The organism is Endozoicomonas sp. ALB115 (genome assembly GCF_049310245.1).
Taxonomy (GTDB): domain Bacteria; phylum Pseudomonadota; class Gammaproteobacteria; order Pseudomonadales; family Endozoicomonadaceae; genus Endozoicomonas.
Genome location: NZ_JBLYZG010000025.1, coordinates 1 through 16324, shown reverse-complemented (window position 1 = coordinate 16324; position 16324 = coordinate 1). Strand labels below are relative to the sequence as shown.

At 48.0% G+C, this 16324-nt stretch carries 12 protein-coding genes and 5 tRNA genes; 6 read left to right on the top strand and 11 right to left on the bottom strand.

Features of this window, described 5'->3' with window-relative positions; translation table 11 throughout:
* Positions 1 to 351 precede the first annotated feature (351 nt).
* The 3 genes from ptsG (at position 352) to ACO6VE_RS12555 (ending at position 3850) form a co-directional block, all read left to right on the top strand.
* Positions 352 to 1785 carry a PTS glucose transporter subunit IIBC gene (ptsG, locus tag ACO6VE_RS12565; RefSeq protein ID WP_422450282.1) on the top strand — a complete coding sequence of 478 codons (1434 nt, stop codon included), beginning with the start codon at positions 352 to 354 and terminating at the stop codon, positions 1783 to 1785.
* 109 nt (positions 1786 to 1894) lie between these two features.
* Complete coding sequence (locus ACO6VE_RS12560; RefSeq protein ID WP_422450281.1) at positions 1895 to 2566, top strand: hypothetical protein; 672 nt, start codon at positions 1895 to 1897, stop codon at positions 2564 to 2566.
* A 675-nt stretch (positions 2567 to 3241) separates the two neighbouring features.
* The gene (locus ACO6VE_RS12555) at positions 3242 to 3850 is read left to right on the top strand and encodes a hypothetical protein (RefSeq protein WP_422450280.1); all 609 of its coding nucleotides are present in this window, start codon (positions 3242 to 3244) and stop codon (positions 3848 to 3850) included.
* A 105-nt stretch (positions 3851 to 3955) separates the two neighbouring features.
* Here the strand turns inward: ACO6VE_RS12555 and crr are convergent, their stop codons facing one another.
* The 4 genes from crr to gap form a co-directional block, all read right to left on the bottom strand.
* Positions 3956 to 4462, bottom strand: a complete 507-nt coding sequence (crr, locus tag ACO6VE_RS12550; protein ID WP_422450279.1) for a PTS glucose transporter subunit IIA — start codon at positions 4460 to 4462, stop codon at positions 3956 to 3958.
* 188 nt (positions 4463 to 4650) lie between these two features.
* The gene (gene pfkA / locus ACO6VE_RS12545) at positions 4651 to 5631 is read right to left on the bottom strand and encodes a 6-phosphofructokinase (protein ID WP_422450278.1); all 981 of its coding nucleotides are present in this window, start codon (positions 5629 to 5631) and stop codon (positions 4651 to 4653) included.
* 69 nt (positions 5632 to 5700) lie between these two features.
* Positions 5701 to 7134, bottom strand: coding sequence for a pyruvate kinase (pyk, locus tag ACO6VE_RS12540; RefSeq protein WP_422450277.1), 1434 nt, complete (start codon positions 7132 to 7134; stop codon positions 5701 to 5703).
* 350 nt (positions 7135 to 7484) lie between these two features.
* Positions 7485 to 8495 (bottom strand): type I glyceraldehyde-3-phosphate dehydrogenase, encoded by a 1011-nt coding sequence (gene gap, locus ACO6VE_RS12535; RefSeq protein WP_209200596.1) that lies wholly within the window; start codon positions 8493 to 8495, stop codon positions 7485 to 7487.
* 1191 nt (positions 8496 to 9686) lie between these two features.
* Between gap and ACO6VE_RS12530 the strand changes: the two genes are divergently transcribed.
* A complete protein-coding gene (locus tag ACO6VE_RS12530) occupies positions 9687 to 9980 on the top strand; it encodes a hypothetical protein (RefSeq protein ID WP_422450276.1) in 294 nt (97 codons plus the stop codon).
* A gap of 69 nt (positions 9981 to 10049) precedes the next feature.
* On the opposite strand, the gene adhE is transcribed toward ACO6VE_RS12530, so the two are convergent.
* Together adhE and ACO6VE_RS12520 are read right to left on the bottom strand one after the other, a co-directional pair.
* On the bottom strand, positions 10050 to 12665 hold the full coding sequence (gene adhE / locus ACO6VE_RS12525; protein WP_422461590.1) for a bifunctional acetaldehyde-CoA/alcohol dehydrogenase: 2616 nt from the start codon (positions 12663 to 12665) through the stop codon (positions 10050 to 10052).
* A 48-nt stretch (positions 12666 to 12713) separates the two neighbouring features.
* Positions 12714 to 12926 (bottom strand): hypothetical protein, encoded by a 213-nt coding sequence (locus ACO6VE_RS12520; RefSeq protein ID WP_422450274.1) that lies wholly within the window; start codon positions 12924 to 12926, stop codon positions 12714 to 12716.
* A gap of 746 nt (positions 12927 to 13672) precedes the next feature.
* On the opposite strand from ACO6VE_RS12520, the gene fbaA reads away from it, so the two are divergent.
* Both fbaA and ACO6VE_RS12510 read left to right on the top strand, forming a co-directional pair.
* A complete protein-coding gene (gene fbaA / locus ACO6VE_RS12515; RefSeq protein ID WP_422461588.1) occupies positions 13673 to 14746 on the top strand; it encodes a class II fructose-bisphosphate aldolase in 1074 nt (357 codons plus the stop codon).
* Between the two features lie 400 nt (positions 14747 to 15146).
* Entirely contained in the window at positions 15147 to 15368 is a 222-nt protein-coding gene (locus ACO6VE_RS12510; protein ID WP_422461586.1) for a hypothetical protein, read from the top strand.
* Positions 15369 to 15626: 258 nt separating this feature from the next.
* Here ACO6VE_RS12510 and ACO6VE_RS12505 read toward each other — a convergent pair.
* The 5 genes from ACO6VE_RS12505 to ACO6VE_RS12485 all read right to left on the bottom strand — a co-directional run bounded on the left by ACO6VE_RS12505 (position 15627) and on the right by ACO6VE_RS12485 (position 16315).
* Positions 15627 to 15702 (bottom strand) — tRNA-Glu (locus tag ACO6VE_RS12505).
* A 140-nt stretch (positions 15703 to 15842) separates the two neighbouring features.
* Positions 15843 to 15918 (bottom strand) — tRNA-Ala (locus ACO6VE_RS12500).
* A gap of 58 nt (positions 15919 to 15976) precedes the next feature.
* Positions 15977 to 16052 (bottom strand) — tRNA-Glu (locus ACO6VE_RS12495).
* Between the two features lie 47 nt (positions 16053 to 16099).
* Positions 16100 to 16188: transfer RNA gene (locus ACO6VE_RS12490), tRNA-Gly, on the bottom strand.
* Positions 16189 to 16239: 51 nt separating this feature from the next.
* Positions 16240 to 16315 (bottom strand) — tRNA-Glu (locus tag ACO6VE_RS12485).
* Between the last annotated feature and the right edge of the window lie 9 nt (positions 16316 to 16324).

The window sequence follows — 16324 nt, the reverse complement described above, 5'->3', positions numbered from 1 at the left end:
TTTCTTGTTGTTTGACCTGCTCTCGTTGATCCAGTGCACGCTTTGAATTATACGTAAAAGCCGCACGCGATCACTTGATCCAGATCAAGTTATTTCGAGATATACCTACCCGTCTGTTAATAGCTTCATCTACGAACCAACAGAATCTGACAAGCTCCTTAGTAAAGCATCCAGTTGGTCTATTCTTATGGACTATTGTTTTTCTCCTCCAACACTAACCGAGACTGACTCAATCTGATTGCAGCAGGGTATCTGTACTCCGTCGCCATTTATAACGGGCAGGTGTTGCAGTTGACCGGTTACTATCCAAGAAGCGGTCTGACCGGTTAATCCCTTTCCGGAGCCACCCTCATGATCAAAAGTACTTTCGGTACGCTGCAAAAAATTGGTAAAGCATTAATGCTGCCAGTTGCCGTACTGCCTGTAGCCGGGATTCTTCTGGGCGTGGGCAGTGCAGGGTTTTCGTTCATACCGGACCTGATTTCCAGCATTATGGCCCATGCCGGCGGTGCCGTATTCAGCAATCTGCCGCTGATTTTTGCCATTGGTACGGCCATAGGGCTGGCGGGAAACGACGGTGTTTCTTCAGTAGCTGCTGTCGTTGGCTTTGTCATTATGCTCGGCACCATGGGTATCATGGCCAATCAACTGGGCTTTGAACCCTCATCGGTGATGGGCATTAGTACCATTGATACCGGCGTCTTTGGTGGCATCATTGTCGGGATACTGGCTTCAGTGATGTTTAACCGATACTACAAAATTCAGTTACCGGAGTATCTTGGTTTCTTTGCCGGTAAACGGTTTGTCCCCATTGCTACCGGCATTGGTGCCATTTTCCTTGGTATTCTGCTGAGCTTTATCTGGCCTCCAGTCCAATCCGTTATCAATAACTTTTCCCATTGGTCAGTGAATGAAAACCCGGAGGCGGCAGGGTTTGTTTACGGTTTTGTCGAAAGGCTACTCATCCCTTTTGGCCTGCACCACATCTGGAACGTGCCTTTCCATATGGAAATGGGTGAATTTATTGACGAGTCCGGTACGGTATTTAATGGCGATATTGCCCGCTTCTTTGCCGGAGACCCAACCGCCGGTTTTCTGGCCGGCGGCTATCTGTTCAAAATGTTTGGTTTGCCTGCTGCTGCCATTGCCATGTGGCATTGTGCAAAACCGGAAAACAGGGCAAAAGCTGGCGGTATCATGATCTCTGCAGCACTGACCTCGTTACTGACAGGCATCACAGAGCCCATTGAATTTTCTTTCCTGTTTGTTGCTCCGCTGCTCTATGGTATGCACGCGTTGCTGGCTGGCATGGCTTACACCATCACCAACTATCTGAACATCAAGATGGCCATGTCCTTTTCCAATGGCCTGATCGACTATGTGCTCTATTTCGGCATTGCCACCAAACCTGTCTGGATCATTATTCTCGGGGCACTCTATGCCGTTCTTTACTATGTTATTTTCCGGGTATTGATTCTGGCACTTAACTTGAAAACGCCCGGGCGCGAAGATGAAAGTGACAGCGAAGTCAATGTCGGGCCATCCAGCGAGCTGGCCGTTAACCTGATTAATGCGTTTGGCGGTCAAGGCAATATTAAACACCTGGATGCCTGCATTACCCGCCTTAGAGTCACCGTTAACAATACAGAAAATGCCGATATTGACCGGATAAAACAACTGGGCGCAACCGCAGTTGTGGTAGTTGGCCATAATATGCAGGCGATCTTCGGGCCCAAGTCCTGCAATATCCGTACCGAAATGCAGGAGGCAATGAAAACCATGTGATAAGGGAATCACGCCAGAAGCATCCTGGCCTCAGGACTTCTGGCGGTGCTTATGAATGACAGGAATCAGCCGATAGAAAAATTTTCATAATTATCGCGGAGATAAGCGCATGCATGGAGTAGGAGGCACTCAGCAGCTCGCCAATCTGGCACCAGCAAACGACAGCAATGCCCAGACTGACAAAGGCTTTTTTGGCCAGCTCAAAGTCACCGTTGTTAAAGGTGTAAGAAATATTCTCTCTGCAAATTATTCATCAATCCCCGACAACGCCAAGCTTGCTTCACGAAATATCACCGTGCTCGCCTCCGCCCTGCACCCCTTGTTTAATGAGAGGGATAACGACGGCATCAAAGACATCAGCCAGGATTTTGAGCAGGCTTTGAAAAAGGCAAGTAATAACCCAAAGTCCATGAAACTCTTTTCTCAAATCAACCAGGAATTGGAGAAAATACAACAGTTACAAGAAGAACTGTCAGAGCTTTATAGCACTAACGACAGGCTTCTGAGGATTCCCGGGGCAGTCAATGGCCCGCGACACACGGAAGTCAAGGCACAGATCACTGAATGTCAAAATGTCATGGCTGGTGCCAAACAAAAGGGTACCCGTGCCCAGCAAAAATTCAATAAAACGGTGGGCCCTCAACTGAAAATTGATATTGACGCATTACAGGTGCCGGAGGAAAAACGCTCGCCTGAATCTGCTAAAGACTTAGCCAAGTTTGAAAAAATGAAAACTGATCTACTTAAGCGCCAGGAGCCTGTCGGACTTAAGCGTCCGTAGCGAGGATTGCGAGAAACTGAAGATAAAAAGTCGGAAATTTTTAGTGAATAGTGGCTCTATTTGCTAAAAATTTCTGACTTTTTAGGCCAATTTGCTGCCACCGCACGACTGCATGGATGCAGGAGCTAGGGCAACGCAGGAGCAGTTGCCGCGTAGGGCAGTCTATTCTCGGTCAGCCTCCTAGCAAACACGGGATTCGAAACATCCTTTATGGGAACATTCATTCCGTCAAAGATACCTTCTGGCTTGCACTCATTCATTAGCCATACAAGCCGACAAATAGACTATATTTCACTATCTTCTTAATTGTGCTGGGGAGACACTGCGATGCATGGAGTCGGCGGCGGCCATCAACCTGTCAACCTGACACCGACAATCAACGACGTTAAAACTCCGGAAACCAATAAATCAGAGGGAGACTTTCGCGGGTTTAAGGTCACAACAACAAATACATTCAAGTCATTCCTGTCATCCCTGTTATCCCGTTTTTCGTCAACACCCGAAAAAACCAGCATCCGGGACAGACACGCCCAAAAGTACAAGCCAACACAGCAACACGGCCCAACCATCAGTGACAAACCAGCAAGAGGCAAGAATGTTGAGCAGCCAGCAAAGCAGGCCAATCCAGCCACCATCAAAAGGAATTTTGACACCCTTTGCTCTACCTTGGAGCGGATGCAATCTTATAAAAATGACTTACAAAACCTGACACGCGGTACGGAAGAATTCCGAGTGTGCAGTCTTGAAGTTCAGCTGGTTAAAGCAGACTATAAAGCGGCGGTCAAAAGCTTCAATAAATCCGTCAGTGCGGATAAACAAATTGACGCATCAGACCTTGAGATGGCAATGGCAAATAAACACTCGCCAGAATTTGCTGAAGACGCAGCGAAATATAAACAAATGAAAATCCCTGCATTTATGTCAAGCACGGAGAGAAAAGAGAGTGTTGAGCAGCCAATAGATCTGGCCCTCAAAAATCCAGACACTGAGAAAAAATTCACCAACCTTTGCGATACCCTGAAACAGATGCAAAAGTGTAAAAATGAGTTACAGGACCTGAGTCATAGAAGTAATACTCACATAGCGTTTGAATCTGACCTTAATGTGGCTAAAGCAAACTTTAAACAGGCAGTAGAAAGCTTCAACAGTGTCGTTGGTGATGATCTGAAAGTTGACGCTTTCGACCTTGAGATGGCAATGGCTAATAAGGACGCACCAGAATTTGCTGAAAACATAGCCAGGTTTCAACAAATGAAAATCCCTTCATTTATGCCAAAAAACTGACTTTGTCGTGTTTCTGCGCGACACTTTTCCTGCCTGAACGGTTTTTGTATAAGCGGACTTTTGTCAATGGCCAAACCAGTCTGGCTGGCCATCATTGAAAGCGACTCACTTCATATATACAGTCAACAGCGTATCAATCCCAGCCTGCACATTCCCTGTGGACTTCTCCAGATGACTGACATCATCCATATTGGAGATCACAATGGGCGTTACCACACTTCTCGCCTTTTCCTTCAGCAAAGTAAGATCCACTTCAACCACAGGATCACCCGCTTTAATCCGCTGCCCTTCTGTCGCTATCCGTTTAAAGCCCTCCCCTTTCAGCTCCACGGTGTCAATGCCAAAATGGACAAACAGCTCAACGCCCGAGGGGGTTTCCATACTGAAAGCATGATTGGTTTCAAAAATCTTGCCAATCACACCATCACAGGGCGCGACCATAATATGCCCGGTTGGACCAATGGCCAGACCATCTCCCACCACCTTGTCGGCAAACACCGGATCCGGAACGTCCTCTATGGGAACAATCTTACCCGTCAAAGGTGCCTTCAGGACTGTTCCCTCATTCGAGCCAAAGCCCAGACTTTTTTTGAGAGAGTCAAAGATAGCCATAACTGTTACCTGCGGCTGTTACAACAATCTTCTGTGAAGCTTGCTCGTGGCATGAGATCGCTTCACAGATGCGGGACCGGCTGATACCGGCTGGGAGGAAAGCAAAAAGCCTCTTGTTCAGAGGCTTTTCCGACTTAAAGAACTTTAGTCATCTGCTGATCAGCATTCAACCATTGGACACCAGAGAATCAAACCGAAACGATTTCAGCCACTTTCATCAGGTGATTGTCAATCTGGTTGTGCTTACTGATTGCTCTTTCCAGCGGGGTTTTCACCACCTGCTGGTCACGAACGCCGACCATAATACCACTGTCGCCATTGCGCAGCGCTTCTACAGCAGCAACACCAAGACGACTGGCCAGAACACGGTCAAAGCAGGTAGGCTTGCCACCACGCTGGATATGCCCCAGCACGGTAACCTTCACTTCATATTCAGGAAAGTTTTCTTCCACAGCGCGGGACAGTTCAAAAACACCGCCACTGCGATCACCTTCAGCAACCACAATAATGCTGGAGGTTTTGCCCGCACGGCCACTCTTCTGCAAAGATTCCATGAACACTTCAACCGTCTTTTCCTGCTCAGGAATCAGGATATCCTCTGCACCGGAAGCAATACCCGTGTTCAGAGCAATAAAGCCGGCATCACGGCCCATCACTTCAATGAAGAACAGGCGGTTGTGAGAAGTTGCAGTATCACGAATCTTATCGATGGCTTCGACAACGGTATTCAGGGCTGTGTCATAACCGATGGTGAAGTCTGTCCCGTAAATGTCATTATCGATGGTACCGGGAACGCCAATACAGGGCAGACCATGCTCTTCTTCCAGCAGCATGGCACCGGTGAATGAACCATCACCACCGATCACCACCAAACCATCCAGCTCAGCAGCCCGGGCATTTTCGTAAGCCTTTACACGGCCTTCTTTGGTGCGGAACTCCTGACAGCGGGCTGATTTCAGGAAGGTCCCCCCCTGATTAATGATATTGGCAACCGTCCGGGCATCCGCCACTTCCATACGGTTTTCAATCAACCCTTTGTAGCCTTCCTGAATCACTACGGGAACAATACCGTAGTAAATGCAGGCACGAACAGCGGCACGGATGGCCGCATTCATACCGGGAGCGTCGCCCCCGGAAGTCAAAACTCCGACTCTCTTTAATTCGGTCATGCCAGGCTCTTCTCCTTCCAAGTGCCTAACTGCTGGTAAAGCAATTAGAAATAAATAGGTTCTGTTGACTCAGCTTACGCTGATAATCTGCATGGTGTTGGTACCACCTTCGATTTCCTGACTTTCGCCTTTGGTCAGAATAATCTTGTCGCCTGCTTCCAAAAGACCAAGCTCTTTGAGGACATTAATTGCACGTCCATTGACTTCCGGGCCGTACTCAGTACCACTGTCAAAAGCCACCGCTTCCACGCCACGATACAGGGCAACCCGGCGCTCGGTAGTCTGGTAACGCGTCAGGGCAAAAATAGGAAGGCGGGTATTGATTCTGGACATCCACAGCGGTGTGGCACCACTTTTCGTCAGACAGACGATGGCCTTAATGTCACTCTGATGGTTAGCTGCAAACAGGGTTGCCTGAGCGATGGCCTCATCAATATTGGTAAACTGACCAATGCGGCGCTCCGTCATGTACTCAACGGACTGTTTTTCAGCACCGAGACAAATGCGACTCATGGCCTTGACCACTTCATCCGGGCGCTTACCGGTGGCGGTTTCACCGGATAACATCACGGCATCAGTGCCATCCAGTACCGCATTGGCGACGTCAAACACTTCTGCCCGGGTTGGTTGCGTGTTGTGAATCATGGACTCCATCATCTGAGTGGCGGTAATGACCGGTTTATTCAGACGACGGGCTTCACTGATCATGTGCTTCTGGGCACCAATCAGCTCAGGATCACCAATTTCGACACCCAGGTCACCACGGGCAACCATCACGGCATCGGATGCGGAAATAATTTCAGCCAGCAGGTCATGGTCGTTCACCACCTCGGCCCGCTCAATCTTGGACAGTATAGCGGCGGTTCCGCCAGCTTCATGGAGTAGACGACGGGCTTCTTCAACATCGCTGGCATGACGGACAAAAGATACTGCCAGATAGTCCACTTCCAGCTCAGCCGCCAGAAGAATGTCCTGCTTATCTTTTTCCGTTAATGCCGCCGCAGAAAGACCACCACCCTGAAGGTTAATGCCCTTGTTGTTGGACAGCTCACCGCCATTGATCGCTTTGGTCTTTATGCTCGGACCATCAATAGCCATGACTTCCAGGCTGATCCGCCCGTCATCAAGCAGCAGTATGTCACCAACCTTGCAGTCGTTTGGCAGATCTTTATAACCGAGCCCCACCTGGGTTTCATCGCCGTCATCAATGGGAAGGCTGGCATCCAGGTGAAAGGTTGCGCCATCCGGAAGGTGAATCTTGCCATTCTGGAAACGGCCAATGCGAATCTTTGGCCCCTGCAGATCACCCAGGATAGCAACCGGACGGTTCAGCCTTGCAGCAATTTCACGAATGGTTTTGGCACGGGCTTTGTGATCTTCCGGATCACCGTGGGAGAAGTTGAGGCGAACAACGTTGACGCCAGCTTCAATAAGCTTTTGCAATTGTTCTTCAGATTCTGTTGCAGGTCCCAGGGTTGCGACAATTTTTGTGCGTCTGAGCATAATAATCCTCTCGCTTGTGAACCCGCCGCTGTCGTGGGAGCCTTCAGCCTCCACCGGAGTCATTACAGCAAGCGACAGGCCTTAAGTAGTTAACCAAATGAAATTTGGCCAACTACTTAATGGATTAATGATGTGCATGGCAGCCGTTCACAACCTGTACACCTCTGCTCTGCAGGACAAATGTATTGAACGGAGTGCAAACAAAAGAAGAAAGTGCCGTTAGAGTATAGGAGCCATCTTGCCCCGTAGCACTGTCTTCTCTTTGTTTACCAACAGCCAACGTATATCATTTATCGTAACCAGCACAGGCCCGTTAAACGAGCCTGTGTTGAGTTCACTGGGTGAATGCCTTACGCGTTCATCAGGGCCTTGGCCGTATCCAGCATACGGTTGGAGAAGCCCCACTCGTTGTCGTACCAGGACATAACCTTAACCAGGTTGCCCAGAACACGAGTCTGAGTAGCATCGAAGTTGGAAGAGAACGGACTGTGGTTGAAGTCCATGGAAACCAGCTCTTCGTTGTTCACAGACAGAACAGTTGCCATGGCCGGGTTGGACTTGGCAGCAATAGCAATGATTTCGTTCACTTCTTCAACGGTGGTTTCACGTGCAGCAACGAAGCTCAGGTCCACCAGAGAGACGTTGATGGTCGGTACGCGAACCGCCATGCCGTCGAACTTGCCTTTCAGTTCAGGAACAACTTCACCCACAGCAGCAGCAGCACCGGTAGCGGTTGGAATCATGTTCATGGCAGCGGCACGGGCACGGTACAGGTCAGAGTGGTATACATCGCTCAGACGCTGGTCGTTGGTGTAAGCGTGGATAGTGGTCATCAGACCCTTATCAATGCCCAGAGCATCGTTCAGAGGCTTGGCGATAGGAGCCAGACAGTTAGTGGTGCAGGATGCGTTAGAAATAACGGTCATATCTGCAGTCAGAGTGTCGTGGTTCACACCGTAAACGATGGTAGCGTCAACGTTTGAGCCAGGCGCAGAAATGATAACTTTCTTGGCACCAGCATCCAGGTGTGGCTTGCAGGAATCTTTGGAACGGAAAACACCAGTACATTCAAAGACAACGTCAACACCCAGCTCGCCCCATGGCAGCTTGGAAGGGTCACGCTCAGAGAAAGTCTTGATTTCATCACCGTTTACGAACAGAGCACCTTCGCCTTCTTCAACCTGTGCGTTGAAACGGCCATGAACGGTGTCGTACTTAGTCAGGTGAGTATTGATTTTGGTGTCACCCAGATCATTAATGGCAACAATCTGGTATTCATCGCGACGGCCAGCTTCGTAGAGTGCGCGCAGTACGTTGCGACCGATACGGCCGTAGCCATTAATAGCAATCTTGATCATGATGTCTCCAATACCGTTAATCAAAGCGGAATTACCGCCCTGCCTCTAGTAAAAAGGATTTCGTCAGCGAATGCAGCACAGTAAATACACCTATCGCAAACCCCAAACACCTAACTACAGGGTTTAACGGCAGATCACAGATTTTACCCAGTCACAGCACCACTAAAAACAAACAACAACATTGATTAGCTGTCGCATTTCGAAATCCACTCCACAGGACTTGTATCCCTGAAGCACATAAACTTACGGACAAGGGTTGACTTCTTGGTGGTACGAAGTTACAAATATGCAAAATAAAACAATACATAACACATAATTTCACACCGCTTCTCATCCGGGATCAACCGATTGTCGAAGCCACTGGTTAGCTTCATAGGTCACCAGTGTGATATAGAGTTTGATCGAAAAACCGGAATTCAGCAAAGCCGTCACAGTTTTGATTGATTCCGAATTCTTATATGTACTCCCAACGAACCACGCTATTACGCTGTCTTAGCCAGTCAGCAAGATCCGTTGTCATCATACATTCAGATCAGCACCTTTACCTAAATGGATAATGCGGACTGTAATCCCCCTAGTCAAGCCCGTTACAGGCCCACTCACCGCTACACCAATGCAAGATCTTATTTATCGACATTATCAAATATGAACATGAATCGGTGACCACAGAGTTCTAATCACAAGACTCTGACGAACTATTCAACAATAAAAAAACGACAGAAACCACCTACGTATCTGAAGAGATACGCTTAAAATATCTCAAAGCTGCCGTAACTCAGGGTTGAAAGCAAAAAAACAAAAAAAACCAATTTTAAGCAATATAATCCATTAACAAGCACACCAACAGAGACAACTGTTCCATCCCATCAAAAAACAACAACCAAAAAAACATAGTTACAAGACAGAAAGCAAGACATCAGTAAATGTATGATCCTTTCACCACCAGAAAAATGTAATTTTTTTGTAATCAGTCATTTTTAAACGCCAGGCAATCTGACTGGTTATGATTAGATTCATCAAATATTTCATTTTTTATAAATAAAAAATATAACCGCAGAAACAGGCCCAAAAAAATTAAACACTCAATAACATCACAGAACACAACAAATCGATTTTTCTGCTGATACCCAGACCCTCAACATCAAGTAAACTGGTAATATCATTCTTCTTATCGTTTATTAATATTGGTCTTTTATGAAACAGCTATTTATTGTCGGGATGCTGATTTTTTCTTCCACGATCACCGCCGAAGTGCTGAATTGCGAGCAAAAGCAATCGGTTTGTGCAGCCAAATGCAAGGCATCGAGTCTTATCAATGAGCAGGACAACAGCACTTGCAAAGCACAATGCCTGGGAGAGCGAACTGCCTGTGAACTGGAACAAGGCAAGGAGTCAGCGGGAAAACTTGCCACACAGGCAAAAGATGCAGGCCAGTCTCTGATGGACAAAATGAAAGCCTTCTGGGATGGACTAACCCACAGCCAATAACAACTACTTAAAAAAAAATGCCTCTAACCAAGCTCTGATTAGAGGCATACGACCTATTTCAGACGAAGGTTATTTGCCGTAATAAGCCTTGGTGAGCAGTGCCTCAAGCTCGGAAATCAATGGCAAACGAGGATTCGCCGTTGTGGTCTGATCTTCAAAGGCGTGGTTAGCCAGCATGCTGATTTTACTCTTGAACAGCGACTCATCCACACCAATCTCCTGAAGGGACGCAGGCATATCCAGGCGCTTCATCAAATCACGAACCGCATTGGCCAGGGATTTAACGCCCTCTTCCGGCGTCTTGGCGGGCAGGCCCAGCATTTTGGCAATCTCAGCATACTTCTCGTGGGCAATGTAATACTGATATTTCGGGAATGATGCCACCTTGGTGGGATTAGGGCAGCCGTTATACTCAATCACGTGAGGCAATAATACCGCATTGGCCTGGCCGTGAGAAATATGCAATTCATTACCCAGCTTATGGGCAATCGCATGGTTGACGCCCAGGAAGGCGTTGGCAAATGCCATGCCGGCAATACAGGACGCATTGTGCATTTTCTCGCGGGCTTTTCGGTCAGCGGTTTCATAAGACTGCGGCAGATAATCGAAGACCAGCTGAATCGCTTTCATCGCCAGAGCATCGGTGTAATCTGAAGCCATGATCGACACATAAGCTTCCATGGCGTGAGTCAGCACATCCAGGCCGGTATCTGCTGTCACTTTCTTCGGAACAGTCAGTACCAGGTTAGGATCAATAATGGCCACATCCGGAGTCAGCTCATAGTCAGCCAGTGGGTACTTGGCCCCTTTTTCCTTATCGGTAATAACAGCGAAGGACGTTACCTCAGAACCGGTACCGGAAGTGGTCGGAATCGCAACCAGCTTCGCCTTCTTACCCAGATGCGGGAACTTGTAGACGCGCTTGCGGATATCCAGGAATTTCTGGGCCATACCGGCAAAGTCAGCATCCGGCTGTTCATAGAAAAGCCACATTCCCTTGGCTGCATCAATGGGTGAACCACCGCCCAGGGCAATAATCACATCCGGATTAAACCGTGCCATTTCCCGGGCACCATTGCGGACGGTTTCCAGACTTGGATCAGGCTCAACCTGATTAAAAATTTCAACCTGAACCGGCGTTGTACGCTTTCTCAGGTGGTAAAGGATTTTATCGACATAACCCAGGGACTGAATAATCTCATCAGTAACAATAAATACACGAGAGATGTCCTGCATCTTTTCAAGGTACTGAAGAGAGTTGGCCTCGAAGTAAATCTTTCTGGGAAGCTTAAACCACTGCATGTTGACCCGGCGCTTGGCAACACGCTTGACATTGATCAGGTTTACCGCAGATACGTTGGAGGTGGTACTGTTACCACCGTAGGTACCACAACCCAGAGTCAGGGAAGGCATATTGGTGTTGTAAATATCACCAATGGCACCGTGGGTACTGGGTGAGTTGATAATGATACGACCGGCTTTCATGGCCAGAGAGAACTCATCAATCACCTGGTTATCCTGGGCATGCAACACGGCAGAGTGTCCAAGACCACCAAAATTGAGCATTTGATCCGCCAGCTCAACAGCATGATGGTTATCTTTCGCCTTAAGCACTCCCAGAACCGGAGAGAGCTTTTCCCGGGACAGCGGAAACTCAGGACCGACACCTTCAATTTCTGCAGCCAGAATACGAGTATTCCCAGGCACCTTGATACCGGCGAGTTCGGCAATATAAGACGGCTTCATACCGACAATCTTACTGTTGACATGCCCGTCATGAATGACAACTTCAGCCAGTCGACTGGTTTCCTCTGGCGTAGTGAAGTAAACATTCTGGGACTTCAGCTCTTTGACCACCGCTTTATAGACCGCCTGATGCACAATCGCGGCCTGCTCAGAAGCGCAGATCATGCCATTATCGAAGCTCTTGGACATCACCAGGTCATTACAGGCCTGCTTGATATCTGCAGACTGGTCAATAATGCAAGGTACGTTACCAGAACCTACGCCCAGGGCAGGCTTACCGGAAGAGTAGGCTGCGCGCACCATGCCGGAGCCACCGGTCGCCAGAATAACGGCGACTTCAGGGTGCGTCATCAGCTTCTGAGTCGCTTCAATGGAAGGGTACTCGACCCACAGCACACAGTCTTCAGGGGCACCGGCCGCAACCGCCGCATCGCGAACAATCCGGGCAGCTTCACTGGAACATTTCTGAGCGGAGGGGTGGAAGGCAAAAATAATCGGGTTACGGGTTTTGGTAGAAATAATGGACTTGAACATGGTGGTGGAGGTCGGGTTAGTCACCGGAGTCACCCCACACACAATGCCTACAGGCTCAGCAACCAGCATGAAATCTTCTTCGGCGTTGTCTTCAATAACGCCTACGGTCTTATCGTATTTGATGGAGTGGTAAACATATTCGGTGGCAAAGATGTTTTTGGTCACCTTATCTTCCAGGATACCACGACCGGTCTCCTCAACAGCCATTCGAGCCAGCTCCATATGAGCTGCCTGACCCGCCAGAGCCATAGCCCTGGTGACCCTGTCGACATCTTCCTGAGTCAGCTTGAGAAACTTCTCCCTTGCCACCATTGCCCGCTCAATTAACGCATTAATCTGAGCATCAACATCCTGAACAACTGCATCTTTATTTACAGTTTTTCCAGCCTGCTTTTTTCCGGCCATGATTATCGCCCTCTATCTAGTAGTTAACCAAGATAACCTTTAAAAAAACTATCTATTATTCCGAGGCTGTTTTTTTATATCTTTGCCCAGAATAGAAATGCTGTTTAATAAGCTGGCAATCATCAGGTCTCCGTCTTCTATTTCAACCTCCTCAAGATAGTGCATCCTGAGTATTAATGCCTGACCATTGCCATTTATTGGTAAACTCTCAACTTCGATAAAATTGCCTGCGTTAGGCTTTGCAAGTTCATTGGGTATCACAAAATTTTTATTCCAAATAATTATTTAAAAATATTTTTTATTTGACTTAAGGTATATATCGCTCTCTGTCTTCAGCATTACAACACAAGAAAACCTCAAAAAAACTGATTCAAATCAAAAAACCACTATTGATTTTTTTTGCCAAAAGAGGACCAAAATAGATCAACAGCATTCATACATTGACATGCTTTTTTCCAGACTAAATCTTCGGAAAAACTGTTAAAAAACGGCCTTCTCAATAAAAACCAATAAACTGAAACAACACTTTCAAAATCCGGCCACTGAAAAAAACACAACCACATTGAAAAAAACAGAAACAGACAACAATAAACAACAGTTATAAAATCCCCCCGCCATAGTTTTTTATTAATCAGGAAAAAAGGCTTTACCTGTTGTAACCTTTCCGTATCATTAGCAAGGATTTGAAGTGTCTAATCCGGAATTTCTCAGCCCTGATGACAAAATGCCGAACGATTCGGTTATGTCGCTAAGTAGTTGGCCAAATGGAATCGTATATTTCTGGCTAAGTGGGCAGTTGCTATGCAAGGCGCAACGTAGGGAGCATAGCCGTAGCTATGTGACCGGAGTTGCAACGCCGCAGAGTGACTGACAACTTAGTCAGAAATATATGATTTCATTTGGTTAACTACATATGTTCAGGCAGCTGCAAGAATAGAAGTCCTGACCAGACACGGTACTCAAACTGAAACACACTGTTAACCCCTGATCGAGGAAGAATCAGCCACATGTCCCAAAAAATCCTGGACCTGGTAAAGCCAGGCGTAGTTACCGGCGATGACGTTCAGAAAATCTTTGAAGCTGCCAAGGCCGGTGAGTTTGCGCTGCCAGCAGTGAACGTTGTTGGTACCGATTCAATCAACGCAGTTCTTGAAGCTGCGGCAAAAGTGAAGTCTCCTGTTATCATTCAGTTCTCCAACGGTGGTGCGTCCTTCTTCTCAGGTAAAGGCCTGAAGACTGACCCTGCCGGTGCCCTGGGTGCCATTGCCGGTGCAAAATACGTCCACGCAGTTGCTGAAGCTTACGGCATCCCTGTAATCCTTCACACTGACCACGCCGCACGCAAACTGCTGCCATGGATCGATGCTCTGCTGACTGCGGGTGAAGAGTTTTACGAGCAGCACGGCAAGCCACTGTTCTCTTCGCACATGATCGACCTGTCTGAAGAGTCTCTGGAAGAAAACATTGCCACCTGCGCCGAATACCTGACGCGTATGGCCAAGATGGACATGACACTGGAGTTCGAACTGGGCTGCACTGGCGGTGAAGAAGACGGCGTTGACAACTCTCACATGGACAGCTCCATGCTGTACACCCAGCCAGAAGACGTAGCCTACGCTTACGAAATTCTGAGCAAGATCAGTCACCGCTTCACCATCGCCGCTTCTTTCGGCAACGTTCACGGCGTATACAAGCCAGGTAACGTTCAACTGACACCGAAGATTCTCGACAACTCCCAGAAGTACTGCTCTGAGAAGTTCGGCATTCCAGCCAAGTCACTGAACTTCGTATTCCACGGCGGCTCTGGCTCTACCCTGGAAGAGATCCGTGAATCCGTCTCTTACGGCGTAGTAAAGATGAACATCGACACAGACACCCAATGGGCGTGCTGGGAAGGCGTTCTGAACTACTACAAGAAGAACGAAGCTTACCTGCAGGGCCAGCTGGGCAACCCTGAGGGTGCCGACAAGCCAAACAAGAAGTTCTACGACCCACGGGTTTGGCTGCGAGCTGGCCAGGAGTCCATGATCTCCCGTCTTGAGCAAGCCCATAATGACCTGAACAGCATCGACGTGCTGTAATCAGAGCTAGGAGCCTGTCCGAGAATAGCGCCCGTCTAGGCGACCCCGTAGCGAGGATGGCAGAAAATTAAGGATAAAAAGTCGGAAATTTTTAGTGAATAGCGGTTCTATTTACTAAAAATTTCCGACTTTTTAGACCAATTTGCTGCCACCGCACGACTGCATGGATGCAGGAGCTAGAGCAACGCAGGAGCAGTTGCCGGTAGGGCAGTCTATTCTCGGACAGGCTCCTAGGCACCGGCATTTGCCGGTGTCTATCACCTTTCGCCAGAACCTCTCAAGCCAAAATCACCCCTCTCAAAACATCAAAAGCAGCGAAATCCCCCGTTTCTTCTAAACTCTTTAGTACTTTTGACGATAAATCCACACAACTCTAAACAAAAAAGAATGGGGGAAGACCATGCCCAGACAGAAAGCACAACCCAAAAGCACCACCACAAAAACTAAGCAGCAAGCCAAATCATCCAATGATGAATGGGTCGGGCTCAGCTTCCGAGTATCCCCTGAGTTTTCCAGGGAATTCAAGGTGTATGCGGCCAAGAATGACTTTAAGCTGGTTGATTTACTGAAAGAAGGCTTTAAAGCTCTGAAAAAGCAGAGACGTCAGTCCCAGACTCGTTAAGGCTCACTTAAGCCAGAGATCGATCCAAGTCAGAGTAAGACAAAGGATTGGTGGGTAAAGGGGAACAAGAAAATTCACACAAAAAAAATCAGCCATCAGGCTGATTTTTTTTGATTGGATGTTTAAATGAGGCTGACTCTTGTAACAAGTAAGTTCTACCTCAACGCTGGCAAGCGCTGTATTCTGCCAACTGAGCTATTCTGACTGCGAAGGTGATTTTAAGATTTTTTCAGCCCCGACTCTCTGAAAGAGAATAAGTGGCGTCCCCTAGGGGACTCGAACCCCTGTTACCGCCGTGAAAGGGCGGTGTCCTAGGCCACTAGACGAAGGGGACGCAAAACCTCCTGACTTAAATGATGCAGTCATCACTTAAGCTCTAGATTTGGAAAAAAGCATGCACTCTTGTCACAAGAAAGCGTGACGCCACCCTGGAAAAAGCGTGGTCTAACAACCGAGTAATTACCGCAATAGAAATGGTGGAGCTAAGCGGGATCGAACCGCTGACCTCAACACTGCCAGTGTTGCGCTCTCCCAGCTGAGCTATAGCCCCATATCAACCTGTCGCATTATGCCATTCTGGATAACAAATACAACATTTTGATAATAAGTGGCGTCCCCTAGGGGACTCGAACCCCTGTTACCGCCGTGAAAGGGCGGTGTCCTAGGCCACTAGACGAAGGGGACGCAATCCTTCTGATCCAAGCAACATCAAGCCACTTGAACTCTAGATTTGGAGCGGGAAACGAGGTTCGATCTTGTCACAAGAAAGTGCGACCTCAACCTTGGCAAGGTTGCGCTCTACCAACTGAGCTATTCCCGCAGTGAAGATATTAAGGATTCTTCAATTCCTGCTCTCTGGTCAGAGAATAAGTGGCGTCCCCTAGGGGACTCGAACCCCTGTTACCGCCGTGAAAGGGCGGTGTCCTAGGCCACTAGACGAAGGGGACGCAATCCTT